The organism is Alphaproteobacteria bacterium (assembly GCA_017308135.1).
Lineage (GTDB): Bacteria > Pseudomonadota > Alphaproteobacteria > CACIAM-22H2 > CACIAM-22H2 > Tagaea.
Genome location: JAFKFM010000008.1, coordinates 715505 through 737113 on the forward strand (window position 1 = coordinate 715505; position 21609 = coordinate 737113).

Annotated in this window: 20 protein-coding genes; 17 read left to right on the plus strand and 3 right to left on the minus strand. The window is 65.2% G+C overall.

Annotated features, from left to right (window positions below):
* Positions 1-7 precede the first annotated feature (7 nt).
* From J0H39_11660 to J0H39_11740, 17 genes are all read left to right on the plus strand, one after another.
* On the plus strand, positions 8-1003 hold the full coding sequence (locus tag J0H39_11660) for a branched-chain amino acid ABC transporter permease (GenBank protein ID MBN9497401.1): 996 nt from the start codon (positions 8-10) through the stop codon (positions 1001-1003).
* Positions 1000-1755 carry an ABC transporter ATP-binding protein gene (locus tag J0H39_11665; protein MBN9497402.1) on the plus strand — a complete coding sequence of 252 codons (756 nt, stop codon included), beginning with the start codon at positions 1000-1002 and terminating at the stop codon, positions 1753-1755. The genes J0H39_11660 and J0H39_11665 overlap by 4 nt, the downstream gene beginning before the upstream one ends.
* The gene (locus J0H39_11670) at positions 1755-2456 is read left to right on the plus strand and encodes an ABC transporter ATP-binding protein (protein ID MBN9497403.1); all 702 of its coding nucleotides are present in this window, start codon (positions 1755-1757) and stop codon (positions 2454-2456) included. Before J0H39_11665 ends, J0H39_11670 begins: the two co-directional genes overlap by 1 nt.
* The gene (locus J0H39_11675) at positions 2443-3561 is read left to right on the plus strand and encodes an alpha/beta hydrolase (protein MBN9497404.1); all 1119 of its coding nucleotides are present in this window, start codon (positions 2443-2445) and stop codon (positions 3559-3561) included. Before J0H39_11670 ends, J0H39_11675 begins: the two co-directional genes overlap by 14 nt.
* Before the next feature lie 115 nt (positions 3562-3676).
* Positions 3677-4897, plus strand: coding sequence for a mandelate racemase/muconate lactonizing enzyme family protein (locus tag J0H39_11680; GenBank protein ID MBN9497405.1), 1221 nt, complete (start codon positions 3677-3679; stop codon positions 4895-4897).
* Complete coding sequence (locus J0H39_11685) at positions 4894-5757, plus strand: phytanoyl-CoA dioxygenase family protein (GenBank protein MBN9497406.1); 864 nt, start codon at positions 4894-4896, stop codon at positions 5755-5757. Before J0H39_11680 ends, J0H39_11685 begins: the two co-directional genes overlap by 4 nt.
* Positions 5757-6413 carry an RraA family protein gene (locus J0H39_11690; GenBank protein ID MBN9497407.1) on the plus strand — a complete coding sequence of 219 codons (657 nt, stop codon included), beginning with the start codon at positions 5757-5759 and terminating at the stop codon, positions 6411-6413. Before J0H39_11685 ends, J0H39_11690 begins: the two co-directional genes overlap by 1 nt.
* Before the next feature lie 10 nt (positions 6414-6423).
* Positions 6424-7284: an amidohydrolase gene (locus J0H39_11695; GenBank protein MBN9497408.1), complete on the plus strand. Its 861-nt coding sequence runs from the start codon at positions 6424-6426 to the stop codon at positions 7282-7284.
* Positions 7285-7290: 6 nt separating this feature from the next.
* Positions 7291-9018: a dihydroxy-acid dehydratase gene (locus J0H39_11700; protein ID MBN9497409.1), complete on the plus strand. Its 1728-nt coding sequence runs from the start codon at positions 7291-7293 to the stop codon at positions 9016-9018.
* Complete coding sequence (locus J0H39_11705; GenBank protein ID MBN9497410.1) at positions 9018-10112, plus strand: LacI family DNA-binding transcriptional regulator; 1095 nt, start codon at positions 9018-9020, stop codon at positions 10110-10112. Before J0H39_11700 ends, J0H39_11705 begins: the two co-directional genes overlap by 1 nt.
* Entirely contained in the window at positions 10109-11683 is a 1575-nt protein-coding gene (locus J0H39_11710; GenBank protein MBN9497411.1) for an ABC transporter substrate-binding protein, read from the plus strand. Before J0H39_11705 ends, J0H39_11710 begins: the two co-directional genes overlap by 4 nt.
* Before the next feature lie 54 nt (positions 11684-11737).
* Positions 11738-12691 carry an ABC transporter permease gene (locus J0H39_11715; protein ID MBN9497412.1) on the plus strand — a complete coding sequence of 318 codons (954 nt, stop codon included), beginning with the start codon at positions 11738-11740 and terminating at the stop codon, positions 12689-12691.
* On the plus strand, positions 12684-13556 hold the full coding sequence (locus J0H39_11720; GenBank protein MBN9497413.1) for an ABC transporter permease: 873 nt from the start codon (positions 12684-12686) through the stop codon (positions 13554-13556). Before J0H39_11715 ends, J0H39_11720 begins: the two co-directional genes overlap by 8 nt.
* Positions 13439-14551 carry an ABC transporter ATP-binding protein gene (locus tag J0H39_11725; protein MBN9497414.1) on the plus strand — a complete coding sequence of 371 codons (1113 nt, stop codon included), beginning with the start codon at positions 13439-13441 and terminating at the stop codon, positions 14549-14551. The genes J0H39_11720 and J0H39_11725 overlap by 118 nt, the downstream gene beginning before the upstream one ends.
* Positions 14548-15540 (plus strand): ATP-binding cassette domain-containing protein, encoded by a 993-nt coding sequence (locus J0H39_11730; GenBank protein MBN9497415.1) that lies wholly within the window; start codon positions 14548-14550, stop codon positions 15538-15540. Before J0H39_11725 ends, J0H39_11730 begins: the two co-directional genes overlap by 4 nt.
* Positions 15537-16715, plus strand: a complete 1179-nt coding sequence (locus tag J0H39_11735; protein MBN9497416.1) for a mandelate racemase/muconate lactonizing enzyme family protein — start codon at positions 15537-15539, stop codon at positions 16713-16715. The genes J0H39_11730 and J0H39_11735 overlap by 4 nt, the downstream gene beginning before the upstream one ends.
* 11 nt (positions 16716-16726) lie before the next feature.
* Positions 16727-17770, plus strand: a complete 1044-nt coding sequence (locus tag J0H39_11740; protein ID MBN9497417.1) for a succinylglutamate desuccinylase/aspartoacylase family protein — start codon at positions 16727-16729, stop codon at positions 17768-17770.
* Here J0H39_11740 and J0H39_11745 read toward each other — a convergent pair.
* The 3 genes from J0H39_11745 to J0H39_11755 form a co-directional block, all read right to left on the minus strand.
* Positions 17767-18849: an NADH:flavin oxidoreductase/NADH oxidase gene (locus tag J0H39_11745; protein ID MBN9497418.1), complete on the minus strand. Its 1083-nt coding sequence runs from the start codon at positions 18847-18849 to the stop codon at positions 17767-17769. The two genes, J0H39_11740 and J0H39_11745, sit on opposite strands and share 4 nt — an antisense overlap.
* A 134-nt stretch (positions 18850-18983) precedes the next feature.
* Entirely contained in the window at positions 18984-20438 is a 1455-nt protein-coding gene (locus J0H39_11750) for a flagellar hook-basal body complex protein (protein ID MBN9497419.1), read from the minus strand.
* 19 nt (positions 20439-20457) lie between these two features.
* Positions 20458-21609: a hypothetical protein gene (locus J0H39_11755; protein ID MBN9497420.1), complete on the minus strand. Its 1152-nt coding sequence runs from the start codon at positions 21607-21609 to the stop codon at positions 20458-20460.

A 21609-nucleotide genomic window follows, 5' to 3' on the forward strand; every position in this document is an offset into this window, starting at 1 on the left:
GCGGGCGATGCACGATCCCTTCAAATTCTCCGGCAAGGCGCTGATCGCGATCGCCATCCTGATCGCGGCGTTGGTGGCGCTGCCGTTCATCGCAAAGGCCGTCGGCCTGCCCGCGACCACGCCGCTCGCCACGCGCCTGCTGATCTACGCGATCGCGGCGGGCAGCTTAAATTTGGTGCTCGGCTTCGGCGGCATGATCAGCTTCGGACATGCCGCGTTCTACGGCGTGGGCGGCTACACGGTCGGCATCCTGTTCCAGCATGTGCGCATCGGCGAGCCGCTGTTCGGCTTCATCCCCGGCACCGAGCAATTCCTGATCGCCGTACCCGCCGCGATCCTGGTGGCGGGCGCCTTCGCGCTGCTGATCGGCGCGCTAGCGCTGCGCACGTCGGGCGTGCAGTTCATCATGATCACGCTCGCCTTCGCGCAGATGCTGTTCTTCCTGTTCGTGGCGTTGAAGCGCTATGGCGGCGACGACGGTTTGATCATCCGCCGGCGCAACGCGCTGTTCGACCTCAACATGCGCGACGACTTGACCTTCTATTTCGTCGTGCTGATCGTGACGATCGGGTTCTATCTGCTGCTGTGGCGCATCGCCGCGTCGCGTTTCGGCATGGTGCTGGGCGCCATCCGCCAGAACGAGCGCCGCGTGGCGGCGCTGGGCATCGCCGTCTATCGCTACAAGCTCGCGGCCTTCACCATCGCGGGCATGGGTGCCGGTCTCGCGGGCGGTTTGGTCGCGAATTACGCGCGCTTCGTCAGCCCCGACATGCTGCACTGGACGAAATCGGGCGAGCTGATGGTGATGGTCATTCTCGGCGGGGCCGGCACGCTGCTCGGGCCGTTGTTCGGCGCCTTCGCGCTGGTGACGCTCGAAACACTCCTCAGCGGCTGGACCGAGCGCTGGCAATTGTTCCTCGGGCCCATCCTGCTGCTGATCATTCTCTATTTCCGTGGCGGTCTGTCGGGCCTGTTCAAATTCATCGGCGGAGGTGGCAAATGAGCGTCCCGCCGCTGCTGTCGATCGAAAGCCTCTACAAGACCTTCGGCGGCTTGACCGCGACGGACAACCTGACGCTCGACGTGCGCGCGGGCGAAGTTCATGCGCTGATCGGCCCGAACGGCGCGGGCAAAACGACGGTCATCAACCAATTGACCGGCGAGTTGGCGCCGAATGCCGGGCGCATCCTGCTCGACGGGCAAGACATCACCGCCCTGCCCGTGCACGCGCGCGTCCATCGCGGCTTGGGCCGCACGTTCCAGATCGTCCAGTTGATGGGCACATACACCGCCCTCGACCACGTCGCGCTGGCGGTGCAAGCGCATCAAGGCCACTCTTTCCGTTTCTTCCGCGCGGCGCGCGACGATCGCAGCTTGCGCGATCCCGCTTACGCGCTGCTCGAGCGCGTCGGCCTGAAAGCGCGCGCGGACGAACCCGTCGCATCGCTGTCGCATGGTGAGCGCAAACAGCTGGAACTCGCCGTGGCGCTGGCCATGGAGCCGCGCTTGCTGCTGCTCGACGAGCCGATGGCGGGCCTGGGTGCGGTCGAAAGCGCGCAGATGGTCGAGTTGCTGCAAAGCCTCAAAGGCCGCTTCGCGATGCTGCTGGTCGAGCACGATATGGAGGCGGTCTTCTCCCTCGCCGACCGTATTTCGGTGCTGGTCGGCGGGCGCGCGATCGCCACGGGTTCGACCGCCGACATCCAGGCCGATCCCGCCGTACGAATCGCCTATCTCGGCGAAGGAGACGCTTGATGCTGCGCGTTTCCGATCTCGCGGCCGCCTACGGCGACAGCCAAGTTCTGTTCGGTATCGAATTGGCGATCGATCGCGGCGAGGTCGTGACGTTGCTCGGCCGCAACGGCGTGGGCAAAACCACGACGATCCGCACCATCATGGGGCTGGTCAAAGCGCGCGGCGGCAAGATCGAGTTCGGCGGCACGGCGCTGATCGGCCGCCCGCCCGAAGGGATCGCGCGTTTGGGTATTGGTCTCGTGCCCGAAGGGCGCCAGGTCTTTCCGACATTGACGGTGCACGAAAATCTGGTCGCGACCGCCGCCAACCGCTTAAAGCGCGCCACGCCGTGGACGATCGCGCGCGTGACCGCCTTGTTCCCGCGTTTGGGCGAGCGCCTGACGCAATCGGCGGGCACGTTGTCGGGCGGCGAACAGCAAATGCTCGCCATCGGCCGCGCGCTGATGACCAATCCCGATCTGCTCATTCTCGACGAAGCGACCGAAGGCCTCGCCCCCGTGATCCGCGCCGAAATCTGGCGCTGCATCGAAGCCTTGAAGGGCGAAGGCCAATCGATTCTGATCGTCGATAAGAATTTGCGCGTTCTCCGCCGATTGGCGGATCGCCATTACGCGATCGAAAAAGGCCGCACGGTGTGGTCCGGCACGGGTGCGGATCTCGATCGCGATGCGGAGCTGGTGCATCGCTATGTCGGCGTCTGAAGTCTTTACCGTTCGCGGCACGTCCAACGCGGCCGATCCTTTAACCGCTTTCGCGGACGCGCTGTGGCAAGCGGTCGGCGGGCTGCTGAAAGCCGGCGGTACGCCCGGCACGATGCGCGGCATGGTATGGACCGCGCCGAACCCCGCCGCCTTGTCGCCGCAACGGCGCGTGATCGACCGGCTTTATCGCGAAGCCTTGGGCGGGGCGCGCACAAGCGTGACGGTACAGGCAGGCGACGCCATCGCCGTCGAGATCGCGGCCGTCAAAGCCCCCGCGCCCAATCCCGAGCCCGTGTGGCACGGTCTGTCGCGCGCCGAGCTCGCGCGCGAATATTCGCCGCGCAACCAGGTGCCGGATATGCGGCCCTTGTTCCGCCAATGGACGCGCGACGGGGTCGCGTGGCGCGCCAATCACTCGGCAATCGATATCCATTACGGCAAATCGCCCGACGAGACCTTCGATCTTTATTTGCCCAAGGGCAAAAAGGCGCCACCGGTATGGATGTTCATCCATGGCGGCTATTGGCAGGCGACCGGCAAGGAACAGCACGCGCAATATATGCAAGGCATGCTCGACGCCGGTTACGCCGTCGCCAATGTCGATTACACGCTGTGCCCCGATATTCCGCTGTCGGGCATCGTCGATCAGATCGGCGCATGCATCGACTTCATCGCCGCCAACGGTTCGGCATTGGGCGTCGACGGCGCGTCGATCCATGTCTCCGGCCATTCGGCGGGCGGGCATTTGTCCGCGATGATGGCGGCGCGTCAAACCGGCGCCCCGATCAAATCCGCACTGCTGCTCTCCGGCCTGTTCGACATGACGCCCTTCCCGTTCCTGCCGATGGCGAAGGTGATCGGCGTCACGTCCGCCGAGCACGTCGCGGCACTGTCCCCGATCCTGCGCAAATCGCGTGCGGCGAAGATCGGCGTGGCGCTGGGGGATCTCGAAAGCGCCGAGTTCAAATGGCAATCGGACGCCATCGCCACGGCCTGGGGGGCACCCAAGCCGTTGCATCTGGCGGGCGCCAATCACTTCTCGCTGCTCGACGGATTGAACGCCGGATCTTTACTGGCGCTTGCCAAAGCGACCGCGTCCGCCTGACGACATACAAAAATTCGCCAATCAAGCCGCAGCCTTAACGCGGGGTCCGCAGATTCCGGCTTGACAGCTTTATCGTTAAAGGCCCAGCGTTTCGTCACAGGGTGGCCATAACCAAGTGACGATCGTCGCAATCGAAACGATACGGACCGAAGCGCACGACAATCTCGTGTGGGTGCGCGTCGAAACGGACTCCGACTTGACCGGCCTGGGCGAGACCTTCTTCGCGCCCGAAGCGGTCGAAACCTATATTCACACCGGCGTCGCGCCCAACCTGCTCGGCCGCGACGAAGCCGCCATCGCCGGCATCAACCGCGATCTCGTGCGCCAGCCCACGGGCTACGCCTCGTCGGGCGTGGAAATGCGCGCCGCGTCGGCCATCGATATCGCGCTGTGGGATTTGCTGGGCCGCAAGACCGGCCAGCCGCTTTATGCGCTCCTCGGCGGCAAATCGCGCGACACGATTCCGATCTACAACACCTGTGCCGGCCCGCACTATGTGAAGCGCAAACGCGGCGCGGATGTCGACGCGTGGTTCGGCACCGACAAGAAGCCCCATCCGCTCGACGATCTTCGCGCTTTCGAGGAGGAGCCCGAGCGCCTCGCCCGCGAGTTGGTCGCCGAAGGCATCAAGGGCATGAAGATTTGGCCCTTCGATCGCGCGGCCTTCGCCAATCGCGGCGTCGGCATCGATGCGCGCCAGATCGAAGAAGGTTTGCGCCCCTTCAAGCGCATACGAGACGCCGTCGGCGGCGATATCGAATTGATGGTCGAGTTGCACGCGTTATGGGACGTCGCCAGCGCGCGCCGCATCATCCGCGCGGTCGAGACGGTCGATCCGCTCTGGATCGAAGACCCGCTGCGCATGGACGATATCGCGGCGTTGGGCGTTCTCGCGCGCGACACGCGCATCCCGATTCTGGCTTGCGAGACGCTGGCGCCCGCATCATCCTTCCTGCCGCTGATCGCCTCGGGCCATGCCGGCATCGTGTCCTGCGATCCGGGCTGGTGCGGCGGGCTTTCCCAAGCGCGCGCCATCGCCGACATGGCCGCCGCCGCACAGCTTCCCTTCTGCGTGCACGATTGCACCGGTCCCGTCGGCTATGTCGCGGGCACGCATCTATCGATCAGCGCACCGACCGCCATGCTGCAGGAAACCGTGCGCGCCTATTTGCGCGGCTGGTACGCCGACACGGTGACGGCGCTGCCGCGCATCGACAAGGGCGTATTGACGCCGCTCGACGGGCCGGGCCTCGGCCTCGACCTCGCCCCCGCCTTTCTCGCCGACAAGGAAACCAAGCGCCGCCGCACGGCGCTGCAATCCGGAGGAACCGCATGACGACGATGCTTGCCGATTTCGAGGGGCATGCCCTCGATCTCGACGCCGCCAAGGCGGCGTTCGACCGCGACGGGTTTCTGGTCATTCCGGGGGCCTTGTCGCCCGAACAAGTGAAGAAGGCCGACAAGGCGTTTCGCGATCTGCTCGCCGAACACCCGGAGGATTTCGCGCGCTTCAGCGAAAGCTTCATCACCGCCCCCGACATTCTGACGCGCACCGAAGCCTTCGACCATTTGATCGAAACCCCGATGGTGCTGTCGCTGCTGGGAAAACTGATCGGCCCGCGCTTCTCGATCGAAGAGCTCAGCCTGATCCTGCGCGAACCCACGAACGACGTGGGCGAGTTGAAGGGCTGGCATCGCGACATCATCCGCGCCTACGACCGGCGCTTCGAAATCGACCCGATCTCGGTCGTCTATTATTTGACCGATGTGGGGCCGAGCGACCATTGCTTCTCGATCGTCCCCGGCACGCACGGCCCGCGCGTCGATATGCGCCCCGAAGACGTGACGCCGGGCATGGAATTCGACGCGTTGGGGCCCGCGGGCTCCGCCTTCGTGTTCCACGCGCGCTGCATCCATGGCGGCAAGCTGAAGCTTGGCTCCAAGGCGCGGCGCACGGTCCATCTCTATTACGGGCCGACCGACAAGCCGCGCACCTCCGAATGGACGCGTTTCCCCGATCGCCTCGCCGACCGCCAAGCGCCGGGCGGACCGGCCACGCTTTACGCCAAAACGCGCCGCACCGACGTGATCGACGGCGTGGGCCGCCGTCCGCGCGATATCCCGCCCGGCTTGTCCACGGCCGAACAACTCATCCGCGTCCAACGCGCCGCCAACCGCAAACCCGGAGCGATGTAATGTCCCGGACTCTCGACGAAATCCGTACCAAGCTTTTCGCGTCCGTTCTGTCCGACTGTCTCGACCAAGCGGGGCTGATGGATCAGGCCCTGCCCTCGCGCATCCGTCCGCTGGACGATGCCAGCGTGATGGTCGGCCGCGCGCGCACCGCCGCGTTCATGGAGGTCTATCACGTCGCCGACGGCGTGAACCCCTACGAGCTGGAAATCGCGCTGATCGACAGTTTGAAGAAGGACGAGATTCCGGTCTTCGCCTGTTCCAACCCCGTGCGCGTGGCGCCATGGGGCGAATTGCTCAGCACCGCCGCCAAATATCGCGGGGCCGCCGGCGCGTTGATGGATGGCTGCGTGCGCGACATCAAACCGATCCGGAAGATGGGCTTCCCGGTGTTCCATGGCGGCATCGCGCCGCTCGACTCCAAGGGCCGGGGCAAAATCATGGCGATCGACGTGCCGATCGAATGCGGCGGCGTGAAGATCGAAAGCGGCGATCTGATCTTCGGCGACGCCGACGGCGTGGTCGTCATCCCCAAGGCGCACGAAAAGCGCGTGCTCGATCTCGCTTTCGAGAAAATCTCGGGCGAGCGCAACACGCTCGCCGATCTGCAACGCGGCGACAAGCTCGCCGACGTGTTCGCCCGCTACGGCATTCTGTGAGGACGCGACCATGATCGTCGACTGCCACGTCAACGTTTACGAAGACTCCCAAATCCTGCCGCTTTACGGCCAGATCGCCGGCATCGCGCGCGCGGGCGGCTTCACCATCAAGTCGGATCCGCCGACCGTCGAAGCGGCGATGAAGGATGTCGATCACGCGATCGTGTTCTCGCTGCGCTACAAGGATTCGATCGGCATCGACGGCGACGACGAAGTGACCGCGCGTCTGGTGAAGCGCGATCCCAAGAAGTTCATCGGCTTCGCCGCCGTCGATCCGCGTATGCCCAATTGCATGGAGTTACTCGAACACGCGGTCGAGGATTTGGGCCTGAAAGGCGTCAAATTCGGCCCGATCTATAACGGCGTGTCGCTGCTCGATCCGCGCCTCGTGCCCGTCTACGAATATCTGCAGCGCAAGAACCTGCCGCTGACGATGCATATGGGCACGACCTACGGCCAGAACGCGCCGATCGCGCAAGGCCGTCCGCTGGACGTCGATACGATCGCCGCGCGCTATCCCGATCTCAAGATGATCATGGCCCATATGGGCCACCCTTGGTACGAGGAATGCATCGTCGTCGCGCGCAAGAACCCGAACGTCTATTGCGAGGTTTCGGCGCTCTATTACCGGCCGTGGCAGTACTACAACATTCTGATCTGCGCGCAGGAGTACAACATTCTCGCCCGCGACAAGATCTATTTCGGCACGGATTTTCCGTTCACGACCGTCGCCGATTCCATCGCGGGCTTGCAGAAGATCAACGATCAGGTCGAAGGCACGCGCTTGCCGCGCGTCAGCCAAGACACGATCGACCGCATTATTCACTCCAACCCGCTGGCCCATTGGTGGCATGGCGGCTTGAAGGTCTGACGCCGCATGGCCGACAAACCCGCCCGGAAGTCGCGTAGCGCCGCGTGGTTCGGCACGGCGGACAAATACGGCTTCATCGCGCGCAGCTTCATGAAGAACCAAGGACATGCCGCGCGCATGTTCGACGGGCGGCCGGTCGTCGGCATTTGCAACACGTGGTCGGAGCTGACGCCCTGCAACGGCCATCTGCGCATGCTGGCCGAGCATGTGAAGCGTGGCGTCTACGAAGCCGGCGGGTTCCCGCTGGAATTCCCGGTCACGTCTTTGTCCGAACCGCTGATGCGCCCGACCACGATGCTCTATCGCAATCTCGCGGCGATGGATGTCGAGGCGGCGATCCGCTCGCAGCCGATGGACAGCGTCGTGCTACTCGCGGGCTGCGACAAGACCACGCCGTCCACGCTGATGGGCGCGGCCAGCGTCGATCTGCCCACGCTGCTGGTCTCCGGCGGGCCGATGCTGACCGGCCATTGGCGCGGCGAGAAGCTGGGCTCGGGCACGAGCCTCATCAAGCTCGACGCCGAAGTGCGCGCGGGCCGGATGACAATGGACGAATTGATGCAGGCCGAGGCCGCAAGTTCGCCCAGTGCGGGCTCCTGCATGTCGATGGGCACGGCTTCCACGATGGCGAGCCTGTGCGAAGGACTGGGCATCGCCCTTCCCGGCAATGGCGCCATTCCGGCGGTCGATGCCCGCCGTCAGGCTCTGGCCTTCGAAGCGGGTCGCCGCGCGGTCGAAATGGCGCGCGAAGATCTGCGCCTGTCGAAGGTGCTGACGCGCGAAGCCTTCGAAGACGCCGTGCGCCTTTGCGCGGCATTGGGCGGTTCGACCAATGCGGTCGTGCATCTGATCGCGCTTGCCGGCCGTATCGGCGTCGAATTCGGCCTGGACGATTGGGATCGTTGTGGGCGCGACGTGCCCTGCCTCGTCGATCTGATGCCGTCGGGCAAGCATTTGATGGAAGATTTCCACCGTGCGGGCGGCGTGCCCGCCGTGCTGAACCAGATCGCGCATCTACTACATCCCGATCGTCCGTCGGTCGCGGGCGGCAAATTCGGCGACGGCTACGCGAATGCGCGGATCGACGATCCGGCCGTGATCCTCACGCTCGACAAGCCGTTCAAGCCCGCGGGCGGCATCGCCGTGCTGCGCGGCAATCTCGCCCCCAATGGGGCGGTGCTGAAGCCCTCGGCCGCGTCGCCCGAATTGATGCGCCATCGCGGGCCGGCGGTGGTGTTCAACGGCCCCGACGATCTGAAGAAGCGCATCGACGATCCGGCGCTGAACGTCACCAAAGACAGCGTTCTCGTCCTGCGCAATTGCGGGCCGCGCGGCTATCCGGGCATGGCGGAGATCGGCAATATGCCGATCCCGGCCAAGCTGCTGCGCGATGGTGTGCGCGACATCGTGCGCATTTCCGACGCGCGGATGAGCGGCACGGCCTTCGGTACGGTCGTGCTGCATGTCGCCCCCGAAGCGGCGGCGGGCGGGCCGCTCGCCCTCGTGCGCGACGGCGACATGGTCGAACTCGATGTCGAGGGCCGCAAACTCCATCTCGACGTGTCCGACGCCGAACTCGCCAAGCGCCGCGAAACGCTCGCACCCTTCAAGTCGCCCTACACGCGCGGCTGGGAAAAGCTCTACGTCGAACACGTGCTCCAAGCCGATCGCGGCGTCGATCTCGACTTCCTGGTCGGCAAATCGGGCGGCGAGCCGCCCCGGGAATCGCATTGATGGCCGACGCCGCCCCGCCCCGCCGCGTGACGTTGCGCGATATCGCGCAAGCCGCCGGCACGACCACGATGACGGTCTCCAATGTCCTCAACGGGCGTTCGGATCAGGTCGGGACGGACACGGCACGGCGGGTGATGGCGGCGCGCGATCGCTTGGGCTATCGCCCGCTGGCGGCCGCACGCCAGTTGCGCGCGGCGCGGCGCATGGCGGTGGGCGTCGTCATCGTCGATCCCTCGCCCTATTATCTTTCTGACCTGTTCACGGCGGCGATGCTCGCGGGCCTCAATGAAGGCTTGGGCAAGCATAATTACAGCCTGATCCTGCATGGCAGCCCGGCCAACGATCTCGCTTCCGTGCCGATGCTGCGCAGCATCGAGAGCGACGGCTTATGCGTCATCACTTCGGGCCCGGCGCGCGAACGCAAACGCATCGTCGAGCGTATGGCCGATCTGGGTCAGCCGATCGTCGTCATTCAAGATGTCGCCCCGGCGGATGCGGAGGATTGCTGTTCGATCCTGCTCGACGATGAAGCGGGGGCCGAAGCGATCGGCGAGCATCTCGCCCTTTCCGATCCCAAGCGCATCGTCATGCTGGTGCCCGGGGTCGAATGGCCGGCGATGGCGCGGCGCGAGACGGCGCTGCGCCGGGCGCTCGCGCGCAAAAAGGCGGGCATCGAGCTTGTCGTGCTCCGCTGCCCCGATGAAGGCTTCGAAGCGACGCAAGCCACCCTCGCCCGCCATATCGACGCGGCGGGCCTGCCCGACGCGGTCGCCGGCGGCAACGACCGCATGGCGCTGGCCGCGTTGCAGCTGTTCGCCGCGCGCGGGATCGACGTGCCGGGCCGCGTGCGCGTGACCGGCTTCAACGGCTTCGAGAACCATTTTTATGCCCGCCCCGCGCTGACCACGGTGTCCGTGCCCGCCTTCCGTTTGGGCGAGGACGCCGCGACCGCCTTGGTCGAGCGCCTGAAAACCGGGCGCTTCGCCTGGCGCAAAAAAATCCTGCCGGTGGAATTCGCACCGGCGGCTTCGTCCGACATCACGCCGACAAAACGAACCAGCAAACCAACCTCCAAACAGGGAGCTCAAAAATGAAACTCCGTAAATCCATCCTGGCCGCGACGGCGCTCACCGCCGTCGCCCTCGCCGCGACGCCGTCGCAAGCGCAAGGCTTCCAATGCCCGCGCACCGGCGGCGATCTGATCTTCGCGCTGGAAAGCCAAGTACCCGGCCTCGATCAACACGCCTCGAACTCCTCGGCGACGCGCAACGCCGCCATGAACATCTTCGAGACGCTCGTCACGCGCGACGAGAGCATGAACCCGATCCTGGAACTGGCCGAAACGCTGGAAACCAGCGCCGACGGCCTGACCTATACGTTCCGTTTGCGCCAGGGCATCAAGTTCCATAACGGCAAGACGATGAGCTCGGCCGACGTCGCGGCGTCCTACGACCGCTACAAGCGCCTGGGCATCGACCGCTCAATCCTCGATCCGGTCGAATCCTGGACGACGCCGGACGCGAACACCTTCGTGATCAAGCTCAAGGAACGTCAGCCGCTGTTCCTAGAAGCGCTGTCGTCGTTCACCGTGCCGATCGTCATCATCCCGTCGGAAAACGCCGGCGCCGCCGCCGGTCAGTTGCCGACGGTCGGCACGGGCCCGTTCCGTCTCGACGAGTTCCGCGCCGACAGCCATGTGCGCCTGCGCCGCTTCGACGATTATCGCCCCGACACGCGCCACGCGACGATGTCGGGCTTCGGCGGCGGCAAGCGCGCCTGCGTCGATACCGTGACGCTGCGCATGATGACCGAACCGGCGGCGCGTACGGCCGCGCTGGAGGTCAACGAAATCCACGGCGTCGAAGACGTGCCCGCCGCCTCGCAGAAGCGTCTGGCCGACAACCGCGCGATCAAGCTCGCACGTCTGGAGACGTTCTGGATGAACGTCACCTATCCGAACTGGTCGGCGCCGCCGACCGACAATCCCAAGGTGCGCCAAGCGATCCTCGCCGCGATGAATTTCGACGAGATCATGGAGGCCGCGACCGAAGGCCAGTACAAGCTGAACACCGGGTTCCAATATCCGGGCATGCAGTACTTCACCGATGCGGGCAAGGAACTGCTGAACCAGAAGAACCCGGCCAAGGCGCGCCAGTTGCTGCAGGAAGCGGGTTATAAGGGTGAAAAGGTCGTGCTGCTGACCAATCGCCAATTCCCGGTCATGTACAACACGTCGCTCGTGATGGCCGAACAGTTGAAGGCCGCCGGCATCAACGCCGAGCTCGAAGTGCTCGACTGGCCGGCCGCGTTGCAGAAGAGCCAGCGCGAAACCCAAGGCTGGAACTTCTTCTACACGGGCTGGATTACGGTGATCGCGCTCGGCGGGCCGCAGACTTTGCGTCAGATGGCCGAGCCGAACCCGGTCTACAAGCCGAAGGACAACAAGGTCGATCCGGCCTATATGGCCGCGTTCAACCAAGTGAACACGGCACCCGATCTCGCCCAGCGCCAAGCCGCCTTCGCGCGCGCGCAGCGCATCGCGCTCGATCAGGTGATGGCGGTCCCGTTCGGCGTGGCGCCCAAAACCCAGGCCGTGCGCGCGAATGTCGAGAACTACGTGCCCTACTTCAACACGCGGTTCTCGAACGTTTGGATCCGTCCGTAACGGAAAAAGCGGGACCGGCTTTCCATCGGCCGGTCCCGCCCTTACGCTTCGCAAATGCTCGCTTTCGCCATCAAACGTCTGCTGCACACGATCCCCATCCTGGCGATCGTCAGCCTGATCGCGTTCGGGATGATCAAGCTCGTCCCCGGCGATCCGGCCGTCGTCATGGGCGGCACCAACGCGACCGCGGCGGAGATCGACCAGATCCGCCGCAATCTCGGGCTCGATCAGCCGTTCCATGTCCAGCTCGGCGCGTTCTATTGGAATCTGCTGCATGGCGATCTGGGCAATTCGCTGCTGCTGAACGTGCCCGTCACCAGCGCCATCATCGAACGCCTGCCCGCGACGTTGTGGCTTTCGGCTTACGCGATGCTGCTCACACTTATCTTCGGCCTTGCGACCGGCATCATCGCGGCGTTGCGGCACAATACATGGGTCGACCAAGCCGCGACGACGCTCGCGTTGATCGGCGTGTCGCTGCCGAATTTCTGGCTCGGCCTTGTGATGATCGTCGTCTTCTCCGTCCATCTCGGCTGGCTGCCGACCAGCGGCTTCGTCGATCCCGCCGACAGCATCGTCGGATTCCTGCGCACCGCCACGATGCCGGCGGCGGCGTTGGCGATGCTCCAGATCGGTCTGCTCGCGCGCATCACACGCTCCGCGATGCTGGAAGTCTTGCGCCAGGATTACGTGCGCACGGCGCGCGCCAAGGGCCTGCCCGAATGGGTCGTGGTGATGAAGCACGCGCTCGCCAACGCGATGATCCCGATCGTCACCGTCGTCGGCCTGATCTTCTCGGTGCTGATCTCGGGCTCGATCGTGATCGAGACGATCTTCACCATCCCCGGCATGGGCGCTTTGCTCGGCAACGCGATCCTGCGCCGCGACTATCCGATGATCCAAGGCGGATTGTTGTTCGTCGCGGCGGCGCTGATGCTGCTCAACCTGCTGGCCGATATGCTCTACGCCTATTTCGATCCGCGCGTGCAGGTGGATCGCGATGGCTGATCTCGCCTTGACGCTGTTCCCCGCCAATGCGCGGCGTACGGGCCGCAAGCTGCTGCGCAACCGCGCCTTCGTGGCCGGCGCGTTCCTGGTCACGCTCGTCTTCCTCGCCATCTTTTTGGCGCCGTTGCTCGCGCAGTACGAGCCCAACCGGATGCAGATCCGGATGCGCTTCCGCGAACCGTCGTCCGAATTCTGGTTCGGCACCGACAATTTGGGCCGCGACATGTTCGCGCGCGTCCTTTACGGCGGCCGGTTGTCGATCGAGATTGGCTTCTGGGTCGTCATGCTCAACGCCGTATTCGGCGTGGCGATGGGCGCGCTGGCCGGCTATTTCCGCGCGCTGGATAATCCGCTGATGCGCCTGTCGGACGCGCTGATGGCCTTCCCGTCGGTGCTGCTCGCCATCGGCATCGCCGCGATCCTGGGCCCGTCGACCAGCACGGCGGTCATCGCGCTGGCCGTCGTCTATATCCCGCGCACCGCGCGTATCTTGCGCGCGAGCGTGCTGGTCGTGCGCGAACTCGACTATGTCCACGCCTCGCGCGCGGCGGGTGCTGGCGATTGGCATATCCTCACGCGCCACATCCTGCCCAATTGCATGGCGCCCCTGCTCGTTCAGCTCAGCTTCGTCTTCGCCTATGCCGTGCTGTCCGAGGCGGTGCTGAGCTTCCTGGGATTGGGCGCGCCGCCGACCGTGCCGAGCTGGGGCATCCTCATTTCCGAAGGCCGGTCCTATATCCGCGAAGCATGGTGGCTGACGGTCGTGCCCGGAATCGCCATCGCGGTCACGGTGCTCGGCCTCAATCTGCTGGGCGACGGTCTGCGCGACGTGCTCGACCCGCGCATGAAGATCCAACAGGAGTAGCCGTGAGCGACGCGTTGCTCAGCGTACGGAATTTGACCACGGCCTTCGCGACCGAAAGCGGAAGCACGATCGCCGTCGACGATGTCGGCTTCGACGTGCGCGCGGGCGAAGCCGTCGGCCTGATCGGCGAAAGCGGCTCGGGCAAAAGTGTCGCGGCGCTGTCGATCTTGGGCCTGCTGCCGACACCGCCCGCGCGCGTCTTGTCGGGCAGCGCCATGTTCGAAGGCCGCGACCTTCTGCAAATGCCCGCGAAGGAACTTCGCCGCATCCGGGGCAAGCGCATCGGCATGATCTTCCAGGAGCCGATGACGAGCCTCAACCCCGTCTTCCCGATCGGCGAACAGATCGCCGAAAGCTTGCGCTTGCACGAGCGCCTCGGCAACGAAGCCGCGCGCAAACGCGCCGTCGCGATGCTCGACCGCGTGGGCATTCCCTCGGCGTCGCGCCGCCTCGACGATTATCCGCACCAGTTGTCGGGCGGCATGCGCCAGCGCGTGATGATCGCCATCGCGTTGGCCTGCGATCCCAAGCTGCTGATCGCCGACGAGCCGACCACGGCGCTCGACGTTACGGTGCAGGCGCAGCTCCTCGACCTGCTGAACGATCTGCGGCGCGAGACGGGCATGGCGATGCTGCTGATCACCCATAACATGGGCGTGATCGCCGAATTCGCCGATCGCGTGGTCGTGATGTATTCGGGCCGCGTGGCGGAGGAAGCGCCGATCGAAACCTTGTTCGATGCGCCCCGCCATCCCTATACGCAAGGCTTGCTCGGCGCCACTCCCACCCTCGCCCAGACGGAAGTGCGCTTGCGCACCATTCCCGGCGCGCTGCCGGACCCGGCCGCCCCGCCGCCCGGTTGCCGCTTCGCGCCGCGCTGCGACTTCGCCGAGGCGGCGTGTTCGGCCGCGCGACCGACGGACGTCACGCTCGCCGCCGGCCATCGCGCCGCCTGCCGACGTACCGACGCGACGATGAATTGGCAAGCGGCATGACAACGACGCCCCTTCTGCGCGTCCGCGACCTCACCAAGCATTTTCCGGTGAAGGGCGGCGCCTTGTTCGCGCGCGAAACCGGCCGCGTGCGCGCGGTCGACGGCGTGTCGTTCGATCTTCACGCCGGCGAAGCCTTGGGCGTGGTCGGCGAAAGCGGTTGCGGCAAATCGACGACCGGGCGTTTGACGCTGCGCTTGATCGAGCCGACATCGGGCGACGTCGAATTCGACGGCCGGAACGTTCTGGCGCTCGGCAAGGCCGAACTGCGCCAGCTGCGCCGGTCGATGCAGATCGTCTTCCAGGATCCGCAAGCCTCGCTCGATCCGCGCATGACGGTCGAGGAGATCGTGACCGAACCGCTCGTCGTGCAAGGCGATTTGCGCGGTGAAGCGCGGACGAAGAAGGCGCGCGCGTTACTGGAGCTTGTCGGCCTGCCCGCCGCGCATATTTCGCGCTATCCGCACGAATTTTCCGGCGGGCAGCGCCAACGCATCGGGATCGCACGCGCGCTGGCGCCGGGCCCGAAGCTGATCGTCTGCGACGAACCCGTCTCGGCGCTCGACGTTTCGGTCCAAGCGCAGATCGTCAATCTGCTGAGCGATCTGCAAAAGGAACTCGGCCTCGCCTATCTTTTCATCGCGCATGACCTCGCGGTCGTACGGCATCTGTGCCAGCGCGTTGCGGTCATGTATCTCGGCCGTATCGTCGAGATCGGCGCGGTCGCCGATCTGTTCGCCAAGCCCCAGCATCCCTATACGCGCATGCTGCTGGCGTCGGTGCCGGCCGCCCATCCGCGCTTGCGCCGCACGCAAGCGATCCCGCGCGGCGACGTGCCCTCGGCATTGAACCCGCCCACGGGCTGTCATTTCCATCCGCGCTGCGCCTTCGCGACCGACAAATGCCGGGCGGAAGCGCCGCGTCCGCGCGAAACATCGCCGGGCTATGTCGTCGCCTGCCACTACGCGGGCGAATTGGGAGAGAAGAAATGAAGATCGTTGCCGTCGACCCGATCCTGCTGCGCGGCGAACAAACCTATGTCGCCACGCAAGGCGGCGAAGAAGCGGTCGATAACGGCGATTGGCAATTGATCGTCAAGATCACGACCGATAGCGGCTTGGTCGGCTGGGGCGATATCGAAACCCTCGCTTCCGCCGCCGCGGCGATCATCGGCGGTCCCGGCATGTCGATCCTGGGCTTCAAGGCGCTGGGCGATCTGCTGATCGGCGAAGACCCGACCGACACGACGCGCATCTGGAACAAGCTATATATCGGCAGCGCCTATTACGGGCGGCGCGGCATCGCGATCCAATGCATGTCGGCGATCGACAACGCGCTGTGGTCGATCAAGGCGCAGGCCGCCGGAAAACCGTTGGCCGCGCTGTTGGGCGGGCGCAAACGCGACCGCATCCGCGCCTATGCTTCCACCTTGTTCCGCGCCACGCCCGCCGGGATGCGCGACGCGGCGCAGGGCTATATGGACAAAGGCTTCACGGCCGTGAAATTCGGCTGGGGCGTGTTCGGCGAAGACGAAGGCCGCGACCGCGAACTGGTCGCCGCCGCGCGCGAAACGTTGGGACCCGATCGGCTGTTGATGGTCGATCCCGGCTGGTATCCGGTCGGCTGGGCGAAGCCCGAACGCTGGGCCCCGCGCACCCGCGATCAGGCGCTGCGTTTGTGCAACTGGCTCGCCGAATACAACGTCTACTGGGTCGAGGATTTCATCCACCCCGAGCATTTCGACACCTATGCGGCCGTGCGCAAGGAAAGCCCGGTGAAACTCGCCGCCGGCGAGCAGGTCGCGACGAGCTGGGAATTCGAGCGCTTCATCGGCTGTGGAGCCGTCGACGTGATCCAGCCGGACCTCACGCGCTGCGGCGGCTTGACCGTGGCGCTCGACGTCGCGCGCATGGCGGAAAAAGCGGGCATCCAGCTCGTCACGCATTCCTGGTTGACGCATCTGCTGACCGGGCACAGCCTGCAATTCCTGTCGACGTTGAAGGAAGCGCCGCTGGTCGAGTTCAACGTCAGCCAGAGCGCGCTCACCGGCGGCATCGCCCAGGCGCCGTTCAAGCTCGACGCCGAAGGTTTCCTGGCCATCCCCGATGCCGTCGATATCGGCGTGACGGTCGACGAGAAATTCATCGCCGCGCACCGCGTGAACTAGGAACCGAGAAGATGACCGCGACCCGCAAGATCGTCCGCCCCGCCGAGATCGATTTCGATACGCCCGGACGGCGCGACTATCACGTGGCGCTCGACCACGATTCGATCTGGGGCGATCATTTGATCCCGCTGACCGTATTCGTCGGGCCGGAAGCCAAGCCCGGCCAAGGTCTGGTCGCGTTCGGCTCCAATCATGGCAACGAATATGAAGGCCCGGTCGCGATCAAAAAACTGACGGGCGAGATCGACGTCGCCCGCGTGCGCGGGCGGATCGTGCTGGTCCCCGTGCTCAACGTCGCCGCTTTCATGGCCGGGACGCGCGATTCGACGCAAGACGACGGCGTCAATCTCAATCGCGCCTTCATTCCTGGAGCCGGGATCGAGCCCGGAAGGCGCGGCATCACCCATCGCATCGCGCGTTTCGTGCGCGAGACGATCTTTCCGCGCGTGCATGTCGTGCTCGATCTTCATGCCGGCGGCCAGATCGCGCGTTTCATTCCCTGCGCCAGCTTCCACCCGATCCCCGACCCCGTGCAAGGCAAGGCGATCGAGGACACGGCGCGCTGGTTCGCGACCCCGCTGGTCATCACCTATCAGAACGAAACGCCGGGTCTGCTGACCAGCGAGGCCGAGGCGATGGGCAAGATCACCGTCGGCTGCGAGCTCGGCTGGGGCGAAGCGCTACAGCCCGCCGGCGTGCGCTACGCCCGCCAAGGCGTGCTCGCCGCCGCGATCCATCACGGCCAGCTCGACGGCAAGATCGAAAAGATCGGCGCGCACGCGGACGGCACGCAGCGCCGGGCCGAGATGGTCGACCGCGAATGCTTCGTCCCCGCCCCGTTCGGCGGCTTGTACGAACCGCTATTCGATTGCGGCACGCAAGTCCGCAAGGGCGAGACGATCGGCCTGCTGCACGATTTCGAACGCATCGATCTGCCGCCCGAACCGATCCGGGCGGGTGTCGACGGCGTGGTGATCGCGCAAGCCTGGCGCGCCCCCGTCCGCCAAGGCCAGCATGTGCTGGTCGTGGGCCAGATCCGCGAATTCGGCGCCTAAGCGGCCGGTCGCGGCGCGCCACGCAGATATTGCGGCGACACGCCCGGCGGGTTTTCGCCCAATGCCACGGCCGCATGCCACGGCCAGCGCGGATCGTTGAGAATGCCGCGCGCCAAACCGATCGCCTCCGCCTTGCCTTCGGTCAGAATGCTTTCGGCGTGCTTGGGATCGGTGATCAGACCGACCGCGATGGTCGGGATCTTGGCACGATCGCGCACCTTCTCCGCCAACGGCACCTGATAGCCCGCCCCCAGCGGAATACTCGCCGCCCCGTTGCCGCCCGACGTGACATGCACGAAATCGCTGCCGCGCTTGGCGAGCTCGGCGGCGAAATCGGCGGCTTCGTCGACCGTGATCCCGTCCTCGCGCCAATCGGTGCCGTTGAGGCGCACGCCCAGCGCCTTTTCCTTCGGCCACACGGCGCGCACGGCGTCGAACACTTCCAGCGGAAAACGCGCGCGATTGGCGGCCGATCCGCCGTATTCGTCGGTACGCTTGTTGGCGATCGGCGACAGGAACTGACACAGCAAATAGCCATGCGCGCCGTGCAGCTCGACCAGATCAAGACCGAGGCGCAACGCGCGCTTAGCGGCGTCGGCGAAGGCCTTCTTGACGCGCGCCATCTCCGCCTTGCCCATCGCACTTGGCGTGTCGTGGTTCTCGTCGAACGCGACGGCGGAGGGCGCGACCGTCGGCCACGGGTTCTGCCCCGCCTTCAATCCGCCGCCGCCCAGCCACGGAATTTGCGTCGAGGCCTTGCGCCCGGCATGGCCCAATTGAATGCCGATCGGCATTTTCGAATAGGGGCGCACGATCTTCAGCACGCGCGCCAAGGCTTCTTCGTTCGCGTCGGAATAGAGGCCGAGACAGCCATGCGAGATGCGACCCGCCGCCTCGACGCCCGTCGCTTCGAGGATGAACACGCCCGCCCCCGATTGCAGCATGTTCGAGAAATGCACGGTGTGCCAATCGGAGGCGCTACCGTCGACGGCGCTGTACTGGCACATCGGCGCGATGACGATGCGGTTGGCGAGTTCGAGCCCGCCGAGTTTGAGCGGCGAGAAGAGTTTGCTGGTCATACTGTCGGTCCCCGGACGAAGAATTTCATCCAATGTGGGGCATCGACCCGCCGATTTACAGCCCCCTTAAAAGAAAAGAGGCCGCCGGCGAACCGGCGGCCCAAGTTGGAGCCGAAACGGTCGATATCCGGCTACTAACGCTTCAGGTTGACCACTTCCTGGAGCATCTCGTCCGCCGTCGTAATCATGCGGGCGTTCGCCGAATAGGAGCGTTGCGCGACGATCATCTTGGTGAACTCGGCGCCGATATCGACGTTGGAGTTCTCCAGCGAGTTCGCACTGATGCCGCCGGCCGACCCGGTCCCCGGCGCCTGATAGCCGACGAAGCCGGCTTCGGGCGAGTCGAGGAAGGCCTCGCCGTTCTGGCGGACGAGACCGCCCGGATCGTTGAACGTGGCGAGCGCGATCTGGTACTGGACCAAGCGCTGGCCGTTCGAATAGGTCGAATAGATGTTTCCGGCGTTGTCGATGCCCACACCGGTATAGGTGCCGGCGGAATAGCCGTTGGCGTTGGCGGCCGACAGCGAGATCGACGTGCCGCCATATTGCGACGTGCCGCCGCCCGCGACGTTCAACTGCGACGGCTGACCGGAAACCGAATTCGGCGCGCCGAACTCGGCGTTGATGGTCTGCGCGGGGGCCGCCGCCAAGCCCGGCGCGCTGTAGCTCAACACCACCTGCCCCGTCCCGGCGGTCACCGCCGCGCCGAACTCGCCCGCCGGCGACGTGGTGCCGGCCACGGTGATGCCGGTCAGCTGGCCCGCCGTGGTCGTCGTCGTGCCGAAGGAAAAGTCGAGCGCGATCGATTCCGTGCCGTTGCCGGAACTCGTCGGCACGCTCAGCACCGCGCGCCATTGCGGCACGTCGCCGGCCGCCGACGCGCCGATCGCGTTGGTGCCGGTGGACGTTCCGGCCGTCACGCCGGGCAGCGTGCCCGTCCCGTCCAACGCCGAACGATTATACCAGGTGATGGTGACGGGCTGCGCATTGCCGTTGGCGTCGGTGATGGTGATCGTGCCGCCGTTATAGACGGTCCCCGCCGCGGCGTTCGAAGGAATGTTCGCGGCGTAATTCGCCAAGGTCGATGCCAAAGCGGGCATCTGATCCTTGTTGATCTGCACCGGCACCAACGGCCCTTGATCGGGCTGAGGGTTGGGGGTCGCCGTCGTCGGGCGCGGCACGGAGCGCGCGTAGAGATACTTCCCCGCCCCGTTCACGAAGTAATTGTTCTGGTCGAGCGTGAAATCGCCGCGCCGGGTGTATTGCCGCACGTCGTTGGTCGACAGGCCGGACGCCGTCGTGAACCCATCCTGCACCGGCAGCCAGCCCGAGCCGGTGACCGCGATCGAGGTCGGCGACGCATCCTGGATGATCGGCCCGCTGAGCGAGTTGACGAATTTCGGCGTCGCGGTGGCGCCGCCCGGATTGAAAAAGCGCGACGACGAAGCGGAAACGTAGGACGAGAAATTCGCGTCGATGCGCTTGAAGCCGATCGTCGCAGAGTTCGCGACATTGTCGGAAATATAGTTGATCGCGGTCTGGAACGCGTTCAGACCGCTGATCGCGGAATTCATTGCGACGGTTGCCATATGCTTGGACTCCTTATCGTCAGGACAAATATTTCGCGAGGCTGAGGTTCAAAATATCGCGGGTGGTGATGTAGGTGGCTTCGAGCGAGGCCTGAACGCCGGCGATCTTGGTGCCGACCTCGCCGATATCGACGGCGACGATCTTGTCGGCCGAAATCGTGCCGGCGGTCGCCGTATCCTCCTGGATCGCGCGCATATCCTTCAGCATCGCCTGGTTGGCGCCGTTGGTGCCGGACAGATTGGCGATGTCCTTCATCGCCTGCTGGATCTGCGCTTGGGCTTGCGCCAGATATTGCTGCGCATTGCCCGTGGGATCGTTCTGCAAATAGGTATCGGGCGTGTTCTGCGCCCAGCGCAACGCCATCTTGTAGTTCCGCAGCCCGTTGACCAGATTCTGGAACGCGCCATTGGCCGCGCTGATGCCGAAATCGACATTCATGCCGTCGGCGACCGATACGCTGGTCTGCGAGTAGATCCACTGCCCGTTCGCGGTCGAGGGCGCGGCGGTATCGAGGCTCGCATCGATATAGCCGGGCACGTTCGTATTGCCGTCGCCCGCGAACTGCGCGGCGTTCACCGGCGCGGTGAACGGCATCGACTGCACGGCGTTCGCATAGGTCGCGTTGCGCGGCGGCGAATTCGTGCTCGCGCCGAAATCGTTGACACCCGCCGCCAAGGCGGCCGTATCGAGCCCGGTCAGGTTTTTCATCGGTGCGGTCGAATAAGCCGTGCCGCCGAAAATATAACGCTGCCCATCGGTCGTGTTCAGGATCGACTGGATACGGTTGAGCGCGCCATCCACCAGCGCCATTTGAACCGAGTATGTCGCGGGCGTGGTCGACTGGGTCTTCAACAGTTCCGAATTCATGTCGCTGGCGATGTCTTGCAGCGACGTCAGCGATTGCGCGTAAAGATCGGTGCGATACTGCGTCGCGTCGATCGCGCGGGTGTAGATCGTCGCCTGGACCGTCGTCTGGCGATATTGCTGATAGCGCAGCGTGTCGGATGCGAGGCCCGATTGCTGAAATGCGCCCGCCGCCACGCCGATCAAGCCGTCGCGCTTGCGCCCGGTGGAGAGTTCCTTCTGCAACGCATTGAGCTCGGTCGTTTGCGTCGAAATATTGCGCTGGATGCCCAGAAGCTGCGCGAGGCTGGTGATGCCGGCTGCCAT